This window comes from Mesobacillus maritimus (assembly GCF_044803185.1).
GTDB classification, from domain to species: Bacteria; Bacillota; Bacilli; order Bacillales; family Cytobacillaceae; genus Mesobacillus_B; species Mesobacillus_B maritimus_B.
On sequence record NZ_CP085225.1, the window covers coordinates 411,497 to 432,306 of the forward strand.

Sequence of the window (20,810 nt, forward strand, 5' to 3'; positions counted from 1 at the left end):
ATCACACAAAAGAGAGAGGGTCAAAAATGGGGAGAAAATTCTTATCCAAAGGCTTTGCACTATTGCTTGTTCTGTCATTGGTTTTAGCATTGTTTTCAGGATGTTCCGGTAAGGTAAATGAAAACGCTTCCGACAAAAAGGACGCGGACAAACCAAAGGCGACGGCTGATGCACCAGGCTGGCAATCCAATAAGGAACCAATTACATTTGATTGGTATGTGAACTTTTCCTGGTTCGCACATAAATGGGGCGACGATGCTGTTTCCAAGTATGTGACGGATAAAACGGGTGTTTCTGTCAATTTCATCTCACCAGCAGGAAACGAAGCAGAGAAAATGAACACCATGATCGCTTCTGGCAAGCTTCCAGATTTCATCACAATTGGCTGGTGGGAAGATGCTGTTAAGAAGATGATTGAAGGTGAGCTAGTCCTTCCATTAAATGAACTTGCAGATCAATATGATCCATATTTTTATAAAGTAGCAGATGGAGCAAAGATCGAATGGTATAAACAAGAAGATGGCAATACGTATGGATACCCAAATGCTTCATCTTCGCCTAAAGACTTTGACAAATATAAAGACCTTAAGCCATCAAACCAGACATTCCTTGTGAGAAAGGATATGTATGAAGCAATCGGCAGCCCTGACATGAGCACTCCTGAAGGATTCCTAAATGCTCTTGAAGCTGCTAAGAAGAAATTCCCTGAGGTGAACGGTGCACCTTTAATTCCGTTCGGTTTGAATGAGTTTACTGATGTAGGTAATACTTCTCTTGAAGCCTATCTTCAAAATTTCCTTAATATTCCAATGGATAAAGATGGGAAGGTTTATGACCGCAGCCAGGATCCGGAGTATCTTGCATGGTTAAAGACTTTCAGAGAAGCAAATGACAAGGGACTTCTTGCGAAGGATATCTTCATTGATAAACGCCCGCAAATGGAAGAGAAAATCTCACAGGGCCGATACTTCGCAATGCTTTACCAGCGCAGTGACCTTGCAGCACAACAGCACGCATTGTATGCGAAGGATCCAAATTCAGTGTATATTGCAGTAGACGGACCAGCAAACTCTAATGGAGACGGCCCTGCGTTAGCAGGTGACAGCATCTCAGGCTGGACAGTGACATTGATTTCTAAAGATGTAAAAGACAAAGAAAGAGCTATTCAATTTTTGACTTACATGATCAGTGAAGAAGGACAGATGGATCTTTACATGGGTAAAGAAGGCGAAACGTATGACATGGTGAACGGCAAGCCCGAATTCAAGCCTGAGATATTGGATTTATTAAATAAGGATCGCGCAGCATTTGACCAGCAGTATGGAGCTTCTTTCAAATACTGGATGCTTATGGATACAAACATGAGCCTTGCATGGGCACCTCCTGCTTCTGAACCATTCAAGCAAATGGAAGACTGGACAAAAGGAAAAACAGTCAGCTATGCGGAATTTGATGGGATCAGCCCGACTGGAACTTCTGCAGAAGGTGTAGCAGCAAGCAAGATCGCACAGGAATGGGGCAAAACACTGCCTAAGCTTCTTCTGGCAAAATCCGAAAAAGAATTCGATGAAATTTTTGAAGGATTCCTGAAGAAACGTGATTCATTCGGCTATGAAAAAGTAGAAAAGTATCAGCAAGAAATTTATGAAAAGAACAAAGAGAAACTTGATGCAGCAAATTAAATAACACTTGGAAAGACTGTTCCTTTGAGAATTAAATTTCTTGAAGGGGCAGTCTATTCCTGTTTTGAATAGTGTAAGTTTCCTGCTAAATTTCAATATATTGAAACCCTTTACCACATTATGTACCATAATTAAGGTTTATAATTTATATGTGGATAAATGATGGAAGTGATAACAAATGAATTTGAAAAAAATTAAAGAGGCCGCAAATTTGCTAGAGCGACTTTCCATGCAACAAAAGCTGATTGCCTTATATATCATTATTATCATCATTCCTATTATCATTTTTACTTCTATATATTTCAGGAATGTATACGACAGATCGATTGACGAAATCAGCATCAAGAGCGAAAATGCTCTGGAAATCGAGAAAATCCACATAAAGAATAATATAGAGACGATGAGGCGGACTGCTCAAATGGTCGTTTCTGACTTCGAATTCATTGACTTTATTAAAAGTAGGAACGAAGCTAATATTGATCAGTTAATTGACTTTAGAATGAATGAGCTATCGAATGTAACCAGGCTGCAGACTAATAACCCGGCAATTGAAAATATCCGCCTGTATACCACCAATCCATATATAACCGAAATGTGGCCAATTCTTTTTAAAGAGGAAAGAATCATGCAAAAGCCGTGGAGAGAAGAGGTCATTAACAGGAATGGTATGGAGGTGTGGTGGTTTGACCAGCAGACAGATGATGTCCTTGAGAGACTGCCATCGCAAAACACAGCGAAAATTTCATTGTTACGGGAACTGGATTATCCAAAGGATGAACACCTGGGCATCATAGAAATCAATATGTTCTTGAAAAACTTTTTCCCTAAGATGTTCGGAACGGTGCAGGACCCTGATTCGGTCTATGTGGTCATTGATAAGGATAACAACATGATCAGGAATTTCTATCACACCTATTTTGAAGATGAGGGCATTGACCCTGAAGATCTCAAACTTAAATTCAACAAATCAAAACATGAAGGTACTGGCAGTTTTCAATTTGAAAACAATGAAACTCCATATCTTGTCATCACTGCCTATATTGATGATCTGGATGCATATCTGCTGAATGTTATTTCGCTTGAAGGTCTTTATGCTGAAACTTCCAAGACGAGGAATGTTATTTTTATCGGAATAATCTTTCTTGTTATTATTCTTTCTTTTGTAACCTATGTTCTGGTTTCGTTGCTACTGAAGAAAATGTACAAATTGAAAGATTCAATGAAGCGGGTAGAACAAGGCGACTTTTCTGTTGATGTTGAGATTGATGGAAAGGATGAGATTTCGGAGCTGGCATTTCATTTTAAAAGTCTCCTTGGTAAAATGAATGGATTGATAGCCGAAGCTGTCAACAAGCAGGCGACTGCTAAAGAAACAGAACTAAAGGCTCTGAAAACCCAAATTGATTCGCATTTTCTTTATAACACATTGGAAAACATCAAGATGATGGCAGAAATAGAAGGGCAGTACGCTATTTCTGATGCTGTGACCTCCCTTGGTGAAATGATGCGTTACAATCTTAAATGGAAGAATGACTTTGTAGTTTTAGATGAAGAGCTGAATTATATAAAAAACTATGTGGATATCATGAATTTGCGTTTGGATGGTTTGCTAACCTTGAAAATTGATGTCCCTCATGAACTGCATGATCATGAAGTACTGAAAATGTCGCTGCAGCCAATTATGGAGAACGCGATTAAACATGGAATCATTCCCAAGCACCAGAAAAACGAAGGCATCCTGCAGGTGAATGCGAGATGTTCAGAGGATTATATCATCATTGAGATAAACGATAATGGTGTGGGCATGACAAAAGAAGAGTGTGAGTTGCTTAACTTATCCATTCAAACAGGGGCGGGAAATCAAAATCTCAGCTCTAAAGGTGGAAATGGCATAGGAATACACAATGTAAATGAGAGAATCCAGCTTTACTATGGAACGGAGTATGGAGTGTTTGTTACAAGTGAGAAAGGCGAATTCACGATGGTGACGGTAAAATTGCCTTGTAAAATCATGAGAGGGGGCAGCCGAAGTGTATAAAGTTCTTATAGCTGACGATGAGAAAAATATTCGAATGGGTATACAAGCGATGATAAAGCGAGAATATCCGGATTTTGAAACCTTTATTGCTGCGGATGGTCAGGAAGCCCTTGATGGCATTTTGGAAAACAAACCGAATATCGTCATCACAGATATTAAGATGCCAAGGCTGGACGGTATCCAATTAATCAAAGAGCTCCAACAAAAAGAAATAGAAACATCGATTGTAATCCTCAGCGGATATGATGATTTCACGTATGCCAAGGAAGCGATCAAACATAAGGTAAAGGATTACTTATTGAAGCCGGTAAACCGGGCGGAGTTATTCAAAACCTTGAATACCCTTATAGAAGAACTGGAAAACAGCCAGAAAATGACCTACCAGCTCCTAGATGAGTATCGCGCCAATCAATTGAATTACATTTTGCTTAACCCTAATATTCAACAAGAGGTTGTGGAAGATCTTTATAAGAAAATGAAAATCCAATCTTATCCGGATGGATACTATGTGGGAATCATTCAGATGGATGGAGATGTAGAGGGAGAGGATTTTCTTAATAAGATCAATCAGCTGCTCCATTCGAGCAGTGACAATATTCCATTTCTTGATAAAGACGGCCGAGTGACGATCATTTCAGCAGACTTTGAGCAATTCTCCATTCTGAAAGAACAGCTTGGCAGGGACAAACAGTCAATTTTCACTATTGGAATTAGCGAAAAGGGGCAGGATATAAGAGAATTGAAAAAAACATATGGTCAGGCAGCCACTGCGATCAAGTATCATTTCCTTTATCCGCGTCGACAGATTATTTTATATGAAAATATAAAGGAGAAACAGGACGTATCCTCTCTCCCATTGGATCTAATCAATAAAATTTCCAATATGCTAGGAACAGAACGTGAAATGGAAATTAAAGCGAACCTGAGACAGGTTATGGACTTCGATGTCATTGCTCACAGTAGCATTAGCTATCTTGAAGACCTTAACGAGGAAATCAATGAGAGGATTTTTAAAAGCTTTTTTAAGAGGCTGGGGGAAGAATCTCTAGTAACTTTCGAGCTTTTAAATAAGATAGATAATATCTATAACTTTGACAACTTCCACGAATACCTCCATGCCCTCGAGGATTTACTGATGAGAATCCATGAATACAATAAACAGGTAAAAGCAGTGTATTCAGAGCAAAAGTACATGGACCGGGCAATAGCATATATTAGGGAAAATTACCATAAGGATTTGAATTTAGCTGTAGTTGCCAATTACATTTCATTGAATTATTCCTATTTCAGCCATATGTTCAAGGAGTATATTGGACAAAACTTTGTCGACTACTTAAAAATGGTCAGGGTAGAAAGTGCAAAGCGGCTGCTGAAGGAGACCGATTTTAAGATACTGGAAATTAGTGAGATGGTAGGCTACAAAAATCCAAAGCAATTTGCGCGGGTGTTTCGTGATGTAGAAGGAATTTCTCCAAAAGAATATCGGGAGATGAATGGATGAAGAGGGCTCAATAGGCTCTCTTTTTTTTTGTGTAGGTTTTTGGGGGAAGTGTTTTCACAGGGAAGTACGCTGTTCTAAAATATTGACACCCTAAACAAAATTCTCTATCTCAAGATACAAGACTGGCAAAGGTAGAATAGGAATTGAGATATGTTTTGTTCGACTCAGTCAGTTTTTCAGAAAGGGGCGGTTTAGGTGGAGTCAAAAAATCAGGAAAAATTAAGCAAAGAAATGATGACGCTTTCAAATACTGAAGCGGAGTGGAAGTTAGTTTGGGAAGAGAACTTTAATCTTTCTGAGATAGATGAAAACAAATGGAATTTTGTTGAGGCTGGCACTGGTTTCGGGAATGAAGAATCCCAGTACTATACAAGACGGAAAGAAAACGCGCGAATCGAAAATGGCATGCTCGTTCTTGAGGCCAGGAATGAAGAGTATAACGGGATGGGTTATACATCCGCTAAATTGACGACCAGAGGCAAGGCAGCCTGAAAATACGGACGATTTTCCTTTCGGGCTAAATTGCCTGAAGGCCATGGAATCTGGCCTGCAATCTGGATGATGCCAGAGGATATGGAAAAGTATACTGGATGGCCAGCCTGCGGTGAAATTGACATCATGGAGCTGATCGGCCATCAACCAGGTACTGTTTATGGAACGCTTCATTATGGCATGCCTCACACCTACACAGGAGAAAACTATACGCTTCCTGAAGCTAAAAAGTTCTCCGATGACTTTCATGTTTTTACTCTTGATTGGGAACCAGGCGAATTCAGATGGTATGTAGACGATATCCTGTACGCAAGGCGGACTGAATGGTTCAGCAAGGCTCTCGAATCAGAGGAACAGCAACCTGGATTTGCACCGTTTGACCGGGAATTTTACCTCCAGCTGAATCTTGCTGTTGGAGGGAAATGGCCTGGATATCCTGATGAAACAACTCAGTTTCCTCAGCGGATGACAGTTGATTACATCAAAGTTTATGAGAGAGTAGATAAATAAAATTAGAGGTGAATAATGAATGAGATTTTCAAAGAATTTTATTTTTGGCACAGCAACATCATCCTATCAAATTGAAGGTGCCTATCAGGAAGATGGCAGAAGCCTTTCCATTTGGGATACGTTTTCCCGGACACCTGGAAAAGTCATTAATATGGATAACGGGGATATCGCATGTGACCATTACCATTTATACGAAAAGGACATCGAGATATTAAAGACATTAGGCGTTGATTCATATCGCTTCTCGATTGCCTGGCCAAGGATTTTTCCCGAGCAGGGAAAATATAACGAAGCGGGTATGGACTTTTACAAGAATTTAATCAAACGTTTGATTGAAAATGGAATCAAGCCTGCTGTTACACTCTACCATTGGGATTTACCGATGTGGGCTCATGAACAGGGCGGATGGACAAATAGGGAATCTGTGAATTGGTTCATTGAGTACGCAGAAAAATGCTTTGAGGAACTTGATGATCAAGTAGATATGTGGATCACCCACAATGAGCCATGGTGTGCAGGATTCCTTGGTTACCATCAGGGAATTCACGCCCCAGGGCACACCAATATGGATGAAGCGTTAAAGGCAGTCCATCATATTTTGCTTTCGCATGGTGAAGCGGTTGAGCTTTTAAAAAGGAAGTTTGCTTCGGCAACACCAATTGGCATCACACTGAACCTTTCGCCGATGTATCCTGCGAGCAGTTCAGCCAACGACCAACTTGCGGCTAATAATGCGGACGGTTATTCTAATCGCTGGTTCCTTGATCCAGTGCTAAAAGGCTCTTATCCTGCAGACATGATGAATTTGTTCTCCAAATATGTCCACTCCTACGACTTTATCCAGGAAGGGGATTTGGAGAGGATTTCAATCGCATGTGATTTATTCGGTATCAATTTTTACAGCCGCGGCTATGTTGAGTTCAATGCTGCCTCAGATTTCCTGTACAAGAATGCGTATTCTGACTATCCGAAGACAGGGATGGGCTGGGATATTTCGCCTGCTGAATTCAAAGACTTGATTCGCCGACTGCGTAAAGAGTATACGAAACTGCCAATCTATATCACTGAAAATGGTGCTGCCTTCGAAGATCAGGTTTCTGAGGACAATCATGTTCATGACCCTGACAGGCAGGACTATATTGAAAAGCATATCCAAGCGGTTGCAGAGCTTAATGAAGAGGGCATGAATATCGCCGGCTATTACTTATGGTCATTACTCGATAATTTTGAGTGGGCATTTGGTTATGAAAAACGGTTCGGTATTACCTATGTCGACTTTGAAACACAGGAGAGAGTCCTAAAGGACAGCGGTTACCGCTATGCTGAAATCATCAAGGAACGTTCAATTTAAATCCAATACCTTTGGAGTGATAATAATGGAAAAATACCGATTTGATGAAAATCAATACCTTGTAATTGAGGAATTCGATCAGGCAAAAACCTTCTCGAGCTTCCTTCCTGGATTAGCAGGACTATACGGGATACCGATTTGGGCTTTTTACGTAAACCGCGGACAGGGAATGGTCAGCTTCGGTGTCCAGGATAAAAATCATGCCATCACAGAGTTTTTCCCGGCCAACCAGGCGTATCAACGTGTAGCAGCCAATGGTTTCCGCACCTTTTTTAAATTGAATGGAGAGAGCATCATTGAACCGTTCTCGTCTTTTGGAGGCAAGAAAGAACGAACGAGAACGATGTATATAAAAGAAAATGAGTTGAAAATAGAGGAAGTCAATCACCGATACGGTTTGAAAACACTTATTACGTATTTCACATTGCCTAACGAGAACTTTGGTGCTTTGGTAAGAAAGGTTGAAGTTGAAAATCTTTCTGAAGAATCAATCAAACTGGAGTTGCTTGATGGACTGCCGGCGATCATTCCATTTGGCATTGACGATGCAGCTTACAAAGCAGTTGGAAATACGCTGAAAAGTTGGATGGATGTATTCAATCTTGAAAACCGGATTCCATACTATAGAGTCCGTTCATCAACAAATGACTCAGCAGAAGTTGAAGAGATTTCGAAAGGACACTTTTACTTGAGTTTTACTGATGAAGGTCATTTGATCACCCCAATTGTCGATGCCGACCTTGTTTTTGGGTCTAACAGTTCACTCTCTTATCCTGATGAGTTTGAATGTAAGTCAATTGAAGAGATTTCAAGTGCTACTCCAGTTACATCCAATAAAGTACCGTGTGGTTTTTCTGGTGTTAGCAGAGTGCTTGGCAAAAGGGAGGAAATATCCTTCCATACTCTGGTTGGCCATGTGAAGGATATTGAAATTATCAATGAAAAAGCAGCAGAAATAATGGCGAACGGATATATGGAAAGAAAATTTGAAGAAGCCCAAAGTCTTGTAACCGGGATTACGAAGGATGTGCAGACAAAAACGGCTTCACCGCTATTTGATGCTTATGTTAGCCAAAGCTATCTCGATAATGTGCTGCGTGGCGGATTCCCAATTAGCTTGGAAACAGACGATTCTCCGTTTACTTATTATGTATTTTCCCGCAAGCATGGAGATCTTGAGAGGGACTATAACTTCTTCTCGCTTGCACCTGAATTCTTTTCACAGGGCAATGGAAACTTCCGGGATGTCAACCAAAACCGACGGAATGATGTGTTTTTCCATCCGGAAACCAGAGATTACAATATCAAGTTGTTCATGAGCCTGATTCAGGCAGATGGATATAATCCGCTTGTGGTAAAAGGAGCGAGCTTTGAACTGAAGGATCAGTCCGACTGGTCATGGCTGGATGAACTTGTATCGGATGAAACGGGAGCTGAATTCATCAAGAAGAAGCTAAATGGAACTTTTACACCAGGTGATTTGCTACAAACCATTTCTGACAGTGATATTCATTTGGCTGTATCACTTCCAGATCTTTTGAAAAACATCCTTTCAAGAAGCACCCAAAACATTGAGGCTGAGTTTGGAGAAGGCTACTGGATGGACCACTGGACGTATAATCTGGATTTAATTGAAAATTATTTGAAGGTTTACCCAGAAAACAAAACGGGTCTTTTATTTGAAGATTCCAGCTACAAATATTTCCACAGTCCTGTATTTGTGAATCGGCGTTCGGAAAAATATGTCCAAGCAAACGGTAACGTCCGCCAATACGATGCCGTTACTGAATTCGGACATCAGCAAGGCTCAAATTGGGTGACGACGCCAAAAGGGGAATTTTACACATCAAACCTTTACAGCAAACTCTTCTCACTGGCACTGCTAAAGTTTTCTACATTGGACCCTTATGGAATGGGTGTGGAAATGGAAGCAAATAAGCCTGGATGGAATGATTCAATGAATGGTCTTCCTGGATTATTCGGTTCAGCCATGAGTGAGACATTGGAGCTTAAACGTCTTCTTGACTTTGTCATTGCCTCCGGAGAAAGTGGAGAAATTGAGATTGCACTGCCTGTAGAGGTATCTGAATTGATTGAATCTGTTCATTCAATTCTTGTTCAGTTTGAAAATGACGAACTGGACGATTACAACTATTGGGACCAGGTATCGACTGCTCGTGAGAAGTACCGCGAAGCAGTGAAACACGGCTTTGAAGGTGCGGAAAAGAATATCCCGTTACAAAAGCTAACAGGATATGCAAGACAAATGCTTTTGAAGACAAAGGCAGGAATTGAAAAAGCAACAGAGCTTGGTGATGGACTGATTCCAACCTATTTCTTCTTTGAAGCTGTTAACTGGGAAAAGGTTGTTGATGTGAACGGGAACGAACAGTTGAGCAAAAAAGGACTTCCGTTCGTCAAGGTCAACGAATTCAAAGTGTCTGTGCTGCCACATTTCCTTGAGGGTCCAGCAAGGGAATTAAAGAGTGCTGATAAACAAAAAGCTCAGTCGACTTATCAACATGTGAGGAAGTCTGAGATATATGATCCAAAGCTTAAAATGTATAAAACATCAGGGTCATTGGAAGAGCAAACTTATGAAATCGGTCGAGCGAGAGCATTTACCCCCGGCTGGCTTGAGCGCGAATCCATCTTCATGCATATGGAATTCAAATATCTGCTCAGTGTCCTGAAATCAGGATTATATGAAGAGTTTTTTGAGGATTTGACCTCTGTGCTGCCACCATTCATGGATGCGGAAGTATACGGAAGAAGTATTCTTGAAAACTCCTCCTTTATTGCCAGCAGTGTTAACCCGGATGAAGGCGTGCATGGACAGGGATTTGTCGCCAGGTTAAGCGGGACAACTGCAGAATTTTTAAGCATCTGGCAAACGATGATGATGGGCAAAGAGGTTTTTGCATTCAAAGAAGAAGAGCTTACATTAAGCCTGCAGCCAATATTGCCGTCATGGCTTTTCGATGAAGAGGGAAATGTACAGTTTACTTTGCTGAGCAAGACTCAGGTAACCTACCATAATCCATCCGGGAGAAACACTTTCGGAATCGATGGTGCCAAGACCGTAAGATATGTGATTCATATTAATGGTGAAGAGGTCACAATAGATGGCACACACTTGACTGAACCGTATGCAAATGCTGTCCGAGATGGAGAAATTACAAGAATAGACGTTTATTTAGACTAATGAGAATGAGGTGCTGATAGATGAAAATCAAAGTAATCCAAACTGCCAAAAACACCGGTGACCGCTTTGCTGACAAGGGTTACGCATCTGTTGCGGACCAGAATGACGAACAAAAGAGCGTCATGAACCTTGATCCAGAAACGAAGTATCAAAGCTTCATGGGATTTGGGGGAGCTTTTACTGAGGCGGCTGCCTATACTCTTGCGCAGATTCTGGAAGAAGACCGCCTTAAAATAATAGATAGCTATTTTAACAAGGAAACAGGACTTGGCTACAGCCTGGGCAGAACCCATATCCATAGCTGTGACTTTGCTTTAGAGAACTACACTTATGTTAAAGAGAATGACGTTGATTTAAAGACTTTTTCAATCGAACGGGAACAGAAATACGTATTGCCGCTCATAAGGGATGCGGTGAAGGCGAGAGGAGAAGAGCTTACGATTCTCTCATCTCCATGGAGCCCTCCAGCTTGGATGAAGACAAACAATGAAATGAATAACGGTGGAAAGCTGAAGCCTGAGTTTTATAGCATATGGGCTTTGTATTACACGAAATACATCAAGGCGATGGAATCAGAAGGAATCCCGATTTGGGGAATCACCGTTCAAAATGAACCTGAGGCAACTCAGGTTTGGGATTCGTGCAGATATACGGCAGAAGAAGAACGTGATTTCGTTAAAAATCATTTAGGGCCTGTCATGGAGAAGGAAGGACTGGGTGATAAGGAAATCATCATCTGGGACCACAATCGTGATGTTGCTTATGAGCGGGCAAAGACGATTTTATCAGATGCTGAAGCTTCAAAATATATTTGGGGTACTGGGCTACACTGGTATGTTTCTGAGGAGTTCGAGAACTTAAGCAAGGTCCATGAAGATTTTCCGGATAAGCATCTGATTTTTACCGAAGGATGTATCGAGGGTGGAGTCCAGCTTGGTGCCTGGCACACAGGAGAACGGTATGCCAGGAACATCATGGGTGATATCAACAACTGGCTCGAAGGCTGGATTGACTGGAATATTGTCCTGAATGAACAGGGCGGGCCGAACCATGTAGGCAATTACTGTGATGCACCGGTAATTGCTGATACAAAAACCGGTGAAATCCACTATAATAGTTCCTTTTATTATATTGGACACTTCAGCAAGTACATTAAGCCAAACGCAGTAAGAATCGCACATGAACTTAATCATGAATCTTTAAAAGCGGTATCCTTCCAAAATGAAGATGGCACCATTGTCGCAGTGGTGATGAATGATGCAGATAAGGCAGAAACTTTTACAATCTCCCTTGAAAGTCAGACTGCCGACATCGAACTGCCGGAACATTCAATTACCACCTTCATTATAAAAAGCTAGAAACCTATAGTTAGAGACTGAAATAAACCGCCTCCTTGTCATAACAAAATCGATTTTAATTTAATTGTTGTTACGTAAAGGGGGTGGTGTTTTTTTAGGGTAATCTATATTTTAAAAAATGATGGAGGAGGAATTGGATTGAAAAAAACACTGGCCATTTTATTGAGTGCCTTTCTTGTTTTGCCGTCTACAGGATTCGCGGGAGCCGACGGGAAGCAAAGCAATGAAAATGCTGCAGGGAAGCAAACGGTTAAGTCTGACAAATCAGAATGGTCCCTCGTCTGGTCAGATGAGTTCAACGGCCCAGAAATCGACCGAAGTAAATGGACCTATGATATTGGGAACTGGATCGTGGACGAGGATGGAAATGGGATTACCTCAGGCTGGGGAAACAATGAAAAAGAGTATTATACGGATTCAAGTGAAAATGCCTTTATTGCTGATGGCAAGCTGGTGATAAAAGCGAAAAAAGAGCATGTTACTGATCAATTCGGCACTTATGATTATACTTCTGCTAAGTTAAAGACCAAGGGCCTGTTCAGCAAAAAATACGGCAGATACGAAATCAAGGCGAAGCTGCCTACAGGTAAAGGACTCTGGCCGGCGATCTGGATGCTTCCTGAGGAAGATAAATACGGAACCTGGGCGGCTTCAGGAGAAATCGATATCGTCGAAGCATGGGGTAGCAAGCCTAATAAAGTTGCCGGGACAATTCACTATGGCGAAGGCTGGCCAAACAACAAGCATACCGGCAAGGAATTTGAACTTCCTAAAAATAGAGGCATCGACAAGTGGCATACATATGCGCTTGAGTGGGAACCGGGAGAGTTGCGCTGGTATGTAGATGGAGAACTCTACCAAACTCAGAACAAGTGGTATTCAAAAGGAACGGATAATGCAGCAAACTTTTCCTATCCTGCTCCTTTCGACCAGGAATTCTATTTAGTTATGAACCTCGCAGTTGGCGGCTGGTTTGACGGGGAAGTTGACGAGACAACGAAATTCCCTAGCCAAATGGAAGTAGATTATGTCAGAGTATACGACCTGAAAAAACGTGACTACCGTGAGGCAGTTGAACCTGTAACAGGACCGGTGATATTGCCTGAAGATGCGAAGCAGCCTCTTGAGGATGGTAACTTGGTTTATGATCAAAACTACCAAAAGCCAGTTACAATAGTGGATCAGCCAGGCGTAGAACTTGATCCTATGTATTGGAACTTTGTGAATCTTCCAGAGTTCGGAGGCGCTGGCAGCCTTTCAGTCGGGGACATTAATGGCACTAATTTTGCAAAAACGGATATCGTGAATCCTGGGGAACAGCTTTACTCCTTGCAAATGATCCAAAACATCTCGCTTGCCAATGGCGGAAAGTATAAAGTCAGCTTTGACGCTAAATCAACGGCACCGAGGAATATCATGGTCAAAGCTGGGGCTGGTGCTTCACGTGGCTGGGTGAAATATTCGAATGAAGTGTCATTCAACCTTACGAGCGAGCTCAAATCCTATGAATTCACTTTTGATATGCTGAATGAAACGGACATCTCGTCAAGGCTTGAATTCAATCTTGGCGGGAACGGGACGAACCCAGTCTGGATCGGCAATGTAAGAGTCGAGGATATCACTGGGGCACCTGTAGACGTAGATGGACCAAAACAGCCGCTTCCAGATGGAAATCATGTCTATAATGGCACGTTTGACCAGGGCGACATGGATCGGCTGATGTTCTGGAATTTCTCAATCGATGATGCAGCTGCAGCGGCATCTGTTTCTGAAAACGCTCGAGAGCTCCATGTGGCGATTGAAGATGGAGCCGAAAACCCTGAAGCAGTACAGCTTAACCAACAAGGGATGTATCTAGTTAAGGGAAATGATTATAAGGTTACTTTGAAAGCAAGGGCAGACGAACCAAGAACGATTCAAGCCAGCCTTTTGAATAAGGACGGCACGGCTAATTACTCAGGAATTATCACAATTGAGCTCACTTCCAATATGGAAGAAAAAACATTTGAATTTACAATGCCTGAGGATCTAACTGATCCAGAAGCACAAATTGTCTTTAATCTTGGTGATGGGAACGGCAATATCTACTTGGATGATGTAGTTTTGCTTAAGACATCAAACATACCGGATTATGGAAACATTGATTTGTACCCATTGAAGAATGGTGATTTTTCAAACGGTTTGTCATCATGGGGACATTATGTGCACTTTGATGCCAGTGCCCAAATCGCGCCAGAAAGTGGCGAAGTAAAAATGGCTATTGCCAGTGAAGGCAATGAAGCATGGAGTGTCCTGTTGGAACAGAGTAATTTAAGGCTTGCTAAAGGAGTAGTCTACGAACTTTCCTTTGCGGCTCGCTCTACACAAGAGAGAGAGGCTGAGGTTACGGTTGAAAACGCACAGTACCACAGGTATTTCAGTGAAGTGATTACACTTAGTGACCAAATGCAGCAATACACACATCAATTCAAGATGCCTGTCGATGACGCTGCTGCCTTCAAGATGCTGCTAGGCAAAAATGCTCTCTCGCCAGTCGGCATACATGATGTATTCATAGATGATGTCGTGTTAAAAGTAAAGGACGCACCGTCCCAGCAGGAGCCCGAGCCTGTGTCCGTTTCTACACCTGGTATTGATAATGGGACATTTTCAGAGGGAATAACTGATTGGTCCGCATGGTGGGGCGACCAGTGGAGCGGATATGGTGTAGGTGAAATGACTGCTGAAAACGAAGAACTAAAGGTTGAAATTTCTCAGGTTGGCGGTGCTGCATATGCTCCACAGGTATATCAAAAGGGACTGCTTTTTGAAAATGGTGCCAGCTATACAGTCGAGTTTGATGCAAGGGCGGACGTGCCAAGGAAAATGAATGTGAATATTGGTAAGGAATTAAGTAATGACCCCTGGTTCATTAACTATGTGCCAGTTCAAACAGTGGATTTAACTTCAGAGATGCAAACGTATAGCTTCACCTTTATCATGAATGAAGAAACCTTTGATGATGGAAAGATCGTTTTTGAGCTAGGCAATATTTTAGGTGGAAACGCGGCAACAAATGTCTTTCTGGACAATGTAAGCATCACAAAAAATTAAGTTCTCAAGTGGCAGAACAGCAACTTTTTTCTGCCTCTTTTCCTTCATTTCCTTTGCGTCGCTTTACAATTTTAACAATCACAGTTAAATGAGCCGAGGCCAGCGTAATATACCCCCTTTTGCGAAACATAGGGAACTTTTAAAGGTGGAAAAGCAAGATGAATTTACAGAAAAACAACAGCCTGTCTCAACAGGTTGGCCTATTAGCACTTACCTGGCCAATTTTTATAGAATTATTTTTGCACATGCTAATGGGCAGCACGGATACATTCATGTTATCCCATATTTCGGATGAAGCTGTTGCGGCTGTAGGAGTAGCCAATCAGCTCATATTTTTCATGATTCTGATCTTTGGATTCGTTGCAGCAGGTACTGCTGTTCTTGTATCTCAAAATCTGGGAGCCGGGTTAAGGGAGGACGCACGGAGAGTCTCAGGTATCTCTCTTTCTCTTAACCTAATATTTGGGGTGCTGGTCAGTGTTATTGTTATCGGTTTCAACGATTCATTTTTACAGATGTTCAATCTGACTCCAGAAATACACCGTCTGGCTCAACAATATCTGGTGATTGTTGGCGGAACCTTGTTTACCCAGGCGCTCCTTGTTACTGCGTCGGCAATCCTGCGGGCAAATGGGTTGACGAAAGAGGCGATGATGGTTTCGATTGTCATGAATATCATCCACCTTGCCGGAAACAGTATATTTATTTACGGACTATTCGGTGTTCCAGAAATGGGTGTTCAGGGTGTAGCTATTTCAACGGCCATATCCCGCGCGATCGCAGTGCTTCTGATCTTTCGATTACTATACCGCAGGCTTCCAGTAAAAATTGCTTTAGAAGATTACTTGAACTTCAATAAATCTTTTATTAAAAAAATCCTAAAAATCGGCATTCCTTCAGCTGGGGAAAACGTTCTTTACAACACCAGCCAGATGGCGATTACAGTCATTATTGGTTTGCTGGGGGCTTTTGCGCTGACAACAAGGGTATATACATTTAACATCATGTCATTCATGATGCTTTTCGGAATAGCGATAGGCCAGGGCACGCAAATATTGATCGGATACAAAGTGGGGGCCAGAGAGTTTGATAAAGCCTACCTTCAGTTATTAAAAAGCTTGAAACTAAGTATCATCATTACCATGGCAATCACCGTGGTAATCGTTGCAATCAGAGAACCAATTCTAGGGGTCTTCACCGACAATAAGGAGATCATCAAGGAAGGAAGCAAGGTTCTGCTCCTGTGTTTAATCCTTGAACCTGGGAGAACCTTCAACATAGTCGTAATCAGTTCTCTCCGCGCAGCTGGAGATGCGGTATTCCCGGTGAAGATGGCTCTTGTCTCGATGTGGGGGATCAGTGTTCCACTCGCCTATTTTTTAGGAATCACAATGGGCTTTGGCCTTTCGGGCATATGGATGGCCTTTATCATTGATGAATGGTTCAGAGGAATCATCATGTATATCAGATGGAGAAGCCGTGTCTGGGAGAAGAAGGTCCTGGTTGATGACGGGGTTCAAACAGCATGAGCCTCTTAGGCGGAAAAAGTAAAGAAGTTAGAATATGGGAAGAAAATCAGAAAGCCGCCACGTTGGGATGGTAGAAAAAACAATATAGAATTTTCGGAGGTTTTAAATAATGGCATATCAACCAGATAGTAATCGCTATGAATCGATGACATATAACAGGTGCGGCAAATCAGGCCTTAAATTGCCGGCATTTTCCCTGGGACTATGGCACAACTTCGGCGGTCAGGATACATTTGAGAATGGTCGTTCGTTAATTAGAAGAGCTTTCGATCTCGGGATTACCCATTTTGATCTTGCGAATAATTATGGTCCCCCACCAGGTTCAGCAGAAGAGAACTTTGGTGTTATTCTCAGAAAGGATTTTTCTGGATACCGTGATGAGATGGTGATTTCGACCAAAGCTGGCTATGGTATGTGGGCGGGGCCATATGGCGATTGGGGCTCAAGGAAATATCTCTTTTCGAGTCTTGACCAAAGTCTGAAAAGGATGAAACTTGATTATGTCGACATCTTTTACCATCACAGACCGGATCCGGAAACTCCATTAGAGGAAACAATGGTGGCACTTGACCATGTCGTCAGGCAAGGGAAAGCGTTGTATGTAGGACTGTCCAATTATGGTGTAGAGGAAACGAAGCAGGCAATCGGAATTTTAAAAGACCTCGGCACTCCTTTGCTGATCCATCAGCCTGCTTATTCTATGTTTAATAGGTGGATAGAAAATGGCCTGACAGATTTATTAAAAGAGGAAGGAGTCGGGGCGATTGCATTTGTTCCATTGGCTCAGGGGTTGCTGACCAATAGGTACACAAATGGAATCCCAGGAGACTCCAGAGCCTTGAAGCCGAACAGTTTCTTGAACGAAGGAGATGTAACTGAAGAAGTTCTGATAAAAGTAAGAAGGTTAAATGAAATTGCCCAGGTACGCGGACAGTCCCTTGCTCAGATGGCCCTTGCGTGGGTGCTAAGGGACCAGAAAATCACCTCAGCCCTTATTGGAGCAAGTAAGGTGAGCCAAATTGAAGAAAACGTTACTGCACTGAACAATCTTGAGTTGGATAAAGAAGAACTGAAGATGATTGAAGAAATTCTAAATGATAAATAGGTTTAATGAATAGGCTGTGTTAAAGTGCATTGTTGATTTTTCACACGTTGATTGGAGCGGAAATCAACCATGTTTAACAGAGCCAATGAATAAAACAGTCATTCGCTTGCTCTAACAAAAAGCTCCTCAATTATTTTATGTATCAATGAGGAGCTTTTAAATTTTACGTTACCGAATTTTGTTAAGGCAACTTATTCCCTGCCGCGCGGTAAATCTCATACCATTCTTCTCTCGTAAGAAAAACATCAGACGCTTTGGCTATTTTGGTAAGTCGTTCTGGAGTCATTGTGCCGACAATGGTTTGAATCTTGGCAGGGTGGCGTAAAATCCAAGCGACCGCAACAGCCGATTTGTTGATCCCGTACTTGTCGCCAACCTCTTGAAGCTTTGCATTCAGCTCTGGGAAGTCATCATTATCGATGAAAAGACCTTCGAAGAGCCCATATCTAAATGGGGACCATGCTTGTATCGTCATATCGTGTAAGCGACTGTAATCAAGGATACTGCCATCCCTATTACTTGCCTGATCGTTATTGTTGTTTACTTGAATCCCAGCGTCAATCATTCCGGTATGCATGACGCTAAGTTGTAGCTGGTTGATAATCAGGTCCTGTTCCACATGTTTCTTTAATAGTTCTATTTGCATTGGATTATGGTTGCTAACCCCAAAATGGCGAACTTTTCCACTTTCCTTCAGGATGGTAAATGCCTCGGCAACTTCTTCAGGCTCCACTAAGGCATCAGGCCGGTGAAGGAGAAACACATCAATATAATCTGTTTTTAGTCGTTGGAGGCTACCATCAACAGAAGCTAAAAGATGTTCCTTCGAAAAGTCATAATATCCTTTTCGGATCCCCGCTTTGGTTTGAAGCGTGATGTTCTCACGAATAGAGGGCTTCATTTCAATGGCCTCCGCAAATACTTCTTCTGATTGTCCTTTTCCGTAAATATCGGCGTGGTCGAAAAAATCAACACCAAGTTCTAACGCATTATGTATCACTTTTGCTGTAGCCTCTTTCGAAAGCTTCCCCATTCCCATACAGCCCAAGGCAATGGATGAAACTTCTAAATCGCTCGTTCCTAATTTTATTTTTCTCATAGATATCACCTCATTATTAGTTTAGGACAAAACGGATTCAGGCACCACCCTGTTATATACTGGATGGTGCCTGAAAACTGTTCATATAGAAAAGCTAATGTCGCCATCTTCGCTTATTTCAACGGTAGAGTAGCTTTCAAATGTCTCCGGATTTGTAATTTCATGTCCTTCCGTTTTTGAAAAGCTCTCCATATACTGTTGGTAGACTTCAGGATTTTTGACGACATGATAAAAGTAAACTCTTTTTCCTTCGAGAGTATCCTCACTCCTTAGGAGAAAACGATTAGGGAATTGTGAGGTAAACCACTCTCTAGCTTCTAGATGATTATTAAAATCTGGCATTTGTTCGGTCATTGAAGTTAAATCGAAGTTCAATTCCTATCCACTCCTTTCGCTTCATACCGTAGTATGTCCGTTCAAGGTAAGGATTAACAGGTGGTTAAAGCCCGTTAATAATTGAATAGGATTTTACGACCTAAAGATCATTAATTAATCAAGGATTGTAGTGGTGCAGGAATCCGTCCGCCTCGACGAATCATTTTTTCTGAACTAAACGGATTCACGCCCATTACTGGTGCGCGACCGAGTAAACCACCGAATTCGACCATTTCCCCTTCGTTTCTACCAGGTACAGGAATGACTCGGACAGCCGTTGTTTTTTTATTAATCATCCCAATTGCGGCTTCATCGGCAATAATCGCTGACAGAGTTGAAGCCGACACATCTCCCGTTAACGCAATCATATCTAGACCGACAGAGCAAACACATGTCATCGCTTCAAGCTTAGAAAGAGTAAGGGCGTTGTCTTCAATGCCGCGGATCATTCCGTTATCTTCACTAACTGGGATGAAGGCGCCACTTAGTCCACCTACATAAGAACTGGCCATTGCTCCACCTTTTTTCACTGCATCATTCATTAAAGCTAAAGCGGCAATTGTACCATGTGTACCAACTCGCTCTAAGCCAATTTCTTCAAGAATCTCGGCAACGCTATCGTTGAGTGCGTTTGTAGGAGCGAGGGATAAATCCATAATTCCAAAAGGAACATTTAGTCTTTTGGCAACTTCACGACCAACTAGCTCACCAGCACGTGTGATTTTAAAGGCGGTTTTCTTAATGATGTCTGCAACTTCACCGAGATCAGCATTTGGGTAGCTCTTTAAGGCATTCAATACAACCCCTGGACCGCTAACTCCGACACTGACCACTGCTTCGCCTTCTCCGGCACCATGGAAGGCACCCGCCATGAAGGGGTTGTCCTCAACAGGATTACAGAAGACAACAAGCTTCGCACAAGCAAGTCCGTTTTGATCTTTCGTTCGTTCAGCAGCGTCCTTCATGATAACACCCATTTGCCGAACCGCATCCATATTGATTCCAGCACGAGTGGTTCCAACGGAAATGGAAGCGCAAACGCGTTCCGTTACGCTCAGTGCTTCAGGAAGAGCATCTAGTAAGGTTTGGTCTCCTTTTGAAATTCCTTTATGTACAAGGGCAGAATAGCCTCCGATAAAATCGACGCCAAGTGTTTTCGCCGCCTCGTCGAGCGTTTTGGCAAGCTGAACGGCTTCTTCACGAGTAGCATTGCCGAGGATTTCAGCAATTGGCGTTATCGAGATGCGTTTATTAATAATCGGAATCCCAAATTCTTTACTAGCTTTTTCAGCTGTTTCTTTTAAGTCTTTTGCATAAGTAGTGATTTTTTCGTATACTCTTTTGTTCATTTTTTCAAAATCTGAATCGGCACAATCGCGTAAGCTGATTCCCATAGTAACTGTGCGGATATCTAGATTTTCGATTTGTACCATACGGATGGTTTCCATCATTTCATTTAAGGCAATATTCAT

Annotated in this window: 13 protein-coding genes and 1 pseudogene; 11 read left to right on the forward strand and 3 right to left on the reverse strand. The window is 42.0% G+C overall.

Features of this window, described 5'->3' with window-relative positions:
* Positions 1 to 26 precede the first annotated feature (26 nt).
* From LG336_RS02085 to mgrA, 11 genes and pseudogenes are all read left to right on the forward strand, one after another.
* Positions 27 to 1,682: an ABC transporter substrate-binding protein gene (locus LG336_RS02085; protein WP_404330923.1), complete on the forward strand. Its 1,656-nt coding sequence runs from the start codon at positions 27 to 29 to the stop codon at positions 1,680 to 1,682.
* A 178-nt stretch (positions 1,683 to 1,860) separates the two neighbouring features.
* Complete coding sequence (locus LG336_RS02090) at positions 1,861 to 3,720, forward strand: histidine kinase (protein ID WP_404330924.1); 1,860 nt, start codon at positions 1,861 to 1,863, stop codon at positions 3,718 to 3,720.
* Positions 3,713 to 5,221, forward strand: coding sequence for a response regulator (locus tag LG336_RS02095; protein WP_404330925.1), 1,509 nt, complete (start codon positions 3,713 to 3,715; stop codon positions 5,219 to 5,221). The genes LG336_RS02090 and LG336_RS02095 overlap by 8 nt, the downstream gene beginning before the upstream one ends.
* 195 nt (positions 5,222 to 5,416) lie before the next feature.
* Positions 5,417 to 5,713, forward strand: coding sequence for a hypothetical protein (locus LG336_RS02100; RefSeq protein WP_404330926.1), 297 nt, complete (start codon positions 5,417 to 5,419; stop codon positions 5,711 to 5,713).
* Positions 5,714 to 5,728: 15 nt separating this feature from the next.
* A pseudogene (locus tag LG336_RS02105) lies at positions 5,729 to 6,223 on the forward strand (glycoside hydrolase family 16 protein); the annotation flags it as partial.
* Positions 6,224 to 6,242: 19 nt separating this feature from the next.
* The gene (locus LG336_RS02110; RefSeq protein WP_404330927.1) at positions 6,243 to 7,574 is read left to right on the forward strand and encodes a GH1 family beta-glucosidase; all 1,332 of its coding nucleotides are present in this window, start codon (positions 6,243 to 6,245) and stop codon (positions 7,572 to 7,574) included.
* Between the two features lie 25 nt (positions 7,575 to 7,599).
* Positions 7,600 to 10,779 (forward strand): cellobiose phosphorylase, encoded by a 3,180-nt coding sequence (locus LG336_RS02115; RefSeq protein ID WP_404330928.1) that lies wholly within the window; start codon positions 7,600 to 7,602, stop codon positions 10,777 to 10,779.
* A 20-nt stretch (positions 10,780 to 10,799) separates the two neighbouring features.
* Complete coding sequence (locus LG336_RS02120) at positions 10,800 to 12,137, forward strand: glycoside hydrolase family 30 beta sandwich domain-containing protein (protein WP_404330929.1); 1,338 nt, start codon at positions 10,800 to 10,802, stop codon at positions 12,135 to 12,137.
* Positions 12,138 to 12,275: 138 nt separating this feature from the next.
* Positions 12,276 to 15,230, forward strand: a complete 2,955-nt coding sequence (locus LG336_RS02125) for a carbohydrate binding domain-containing protein (RefSeq protein WP_404330930.1) — start codon at positions 12,276 to 12,278, stop codon at positions 15,228 to 15,230.
* Between the two features lie 158 nt (positions 15,231 to 15,388).
* Complete coding sequence (locus tag LG336_RS02130) at positions 15,389 to 16,759, forward strand: MATE family efflux transporter (protein WP_404330931.1); 1,371 nt, start codon at positions 15,389 to 15,391, stop codon at positions 16,757 to 16,759.
* Positions 16,760 to 16,868: 109 nt separating this feature from the next.
* The gene (mgrA, locus tag LG336_RS02135) at positions 16,869 to 17,864 is read left to right on the forward strand and encodes an L-glyceraldehyde 3-phosphate reductase (RefSeq protein ID WP_404330932.1); all 996 of its coding nucleotides are present in this window, start codon (positions 16,869 to 16,871) and stop codon (positions 17,862 to 17,864) included.
* A gap of 181 nt (positions 17,865 to 18,045) precedes the next feature.
* Here mgrA and LG336_RS02140 read toward each other — a convergent pair whose 3' ends face one another.
* The 3 genes from LG336_RS02140 to LG336_RS02150 form a co-directional block, all read right to left on the reverse strand.
* Positions 18,046 to 18,963 (reverse strand): aldo/keto reductase family oxidoreductase, encoded by a 918-nt coding sequence (locus LG336_RS02140; protein ID WP_404330933.1) that lies wholly within the window; start codon positions 18,961 to 18,963, stop codon positions 18,046 to 18,048.
* Positions 18,964 to 19,044: 81 nt separating this feature from the next.
* Positions 19,045 to 19,338, reverse strand: coding sequence for a hypothetical protein (locus LG336_RS02145; RefSeq protein WP_404330934.1), 294 nt, complete (start codon positions 19,336 to 19,338; stop codon positions 19,045 to 19,047).
* A gap of 110 nt (positions 19,339 to 19,448) precedes the next feature.
* Entirely contained in the window at positions 19,449 to 20,810 is a 1,362-nt protein-coding gene (locus tag LG336_RS02150; protein WP_404330935.1) for a PFL family protein, read from the reverse strand.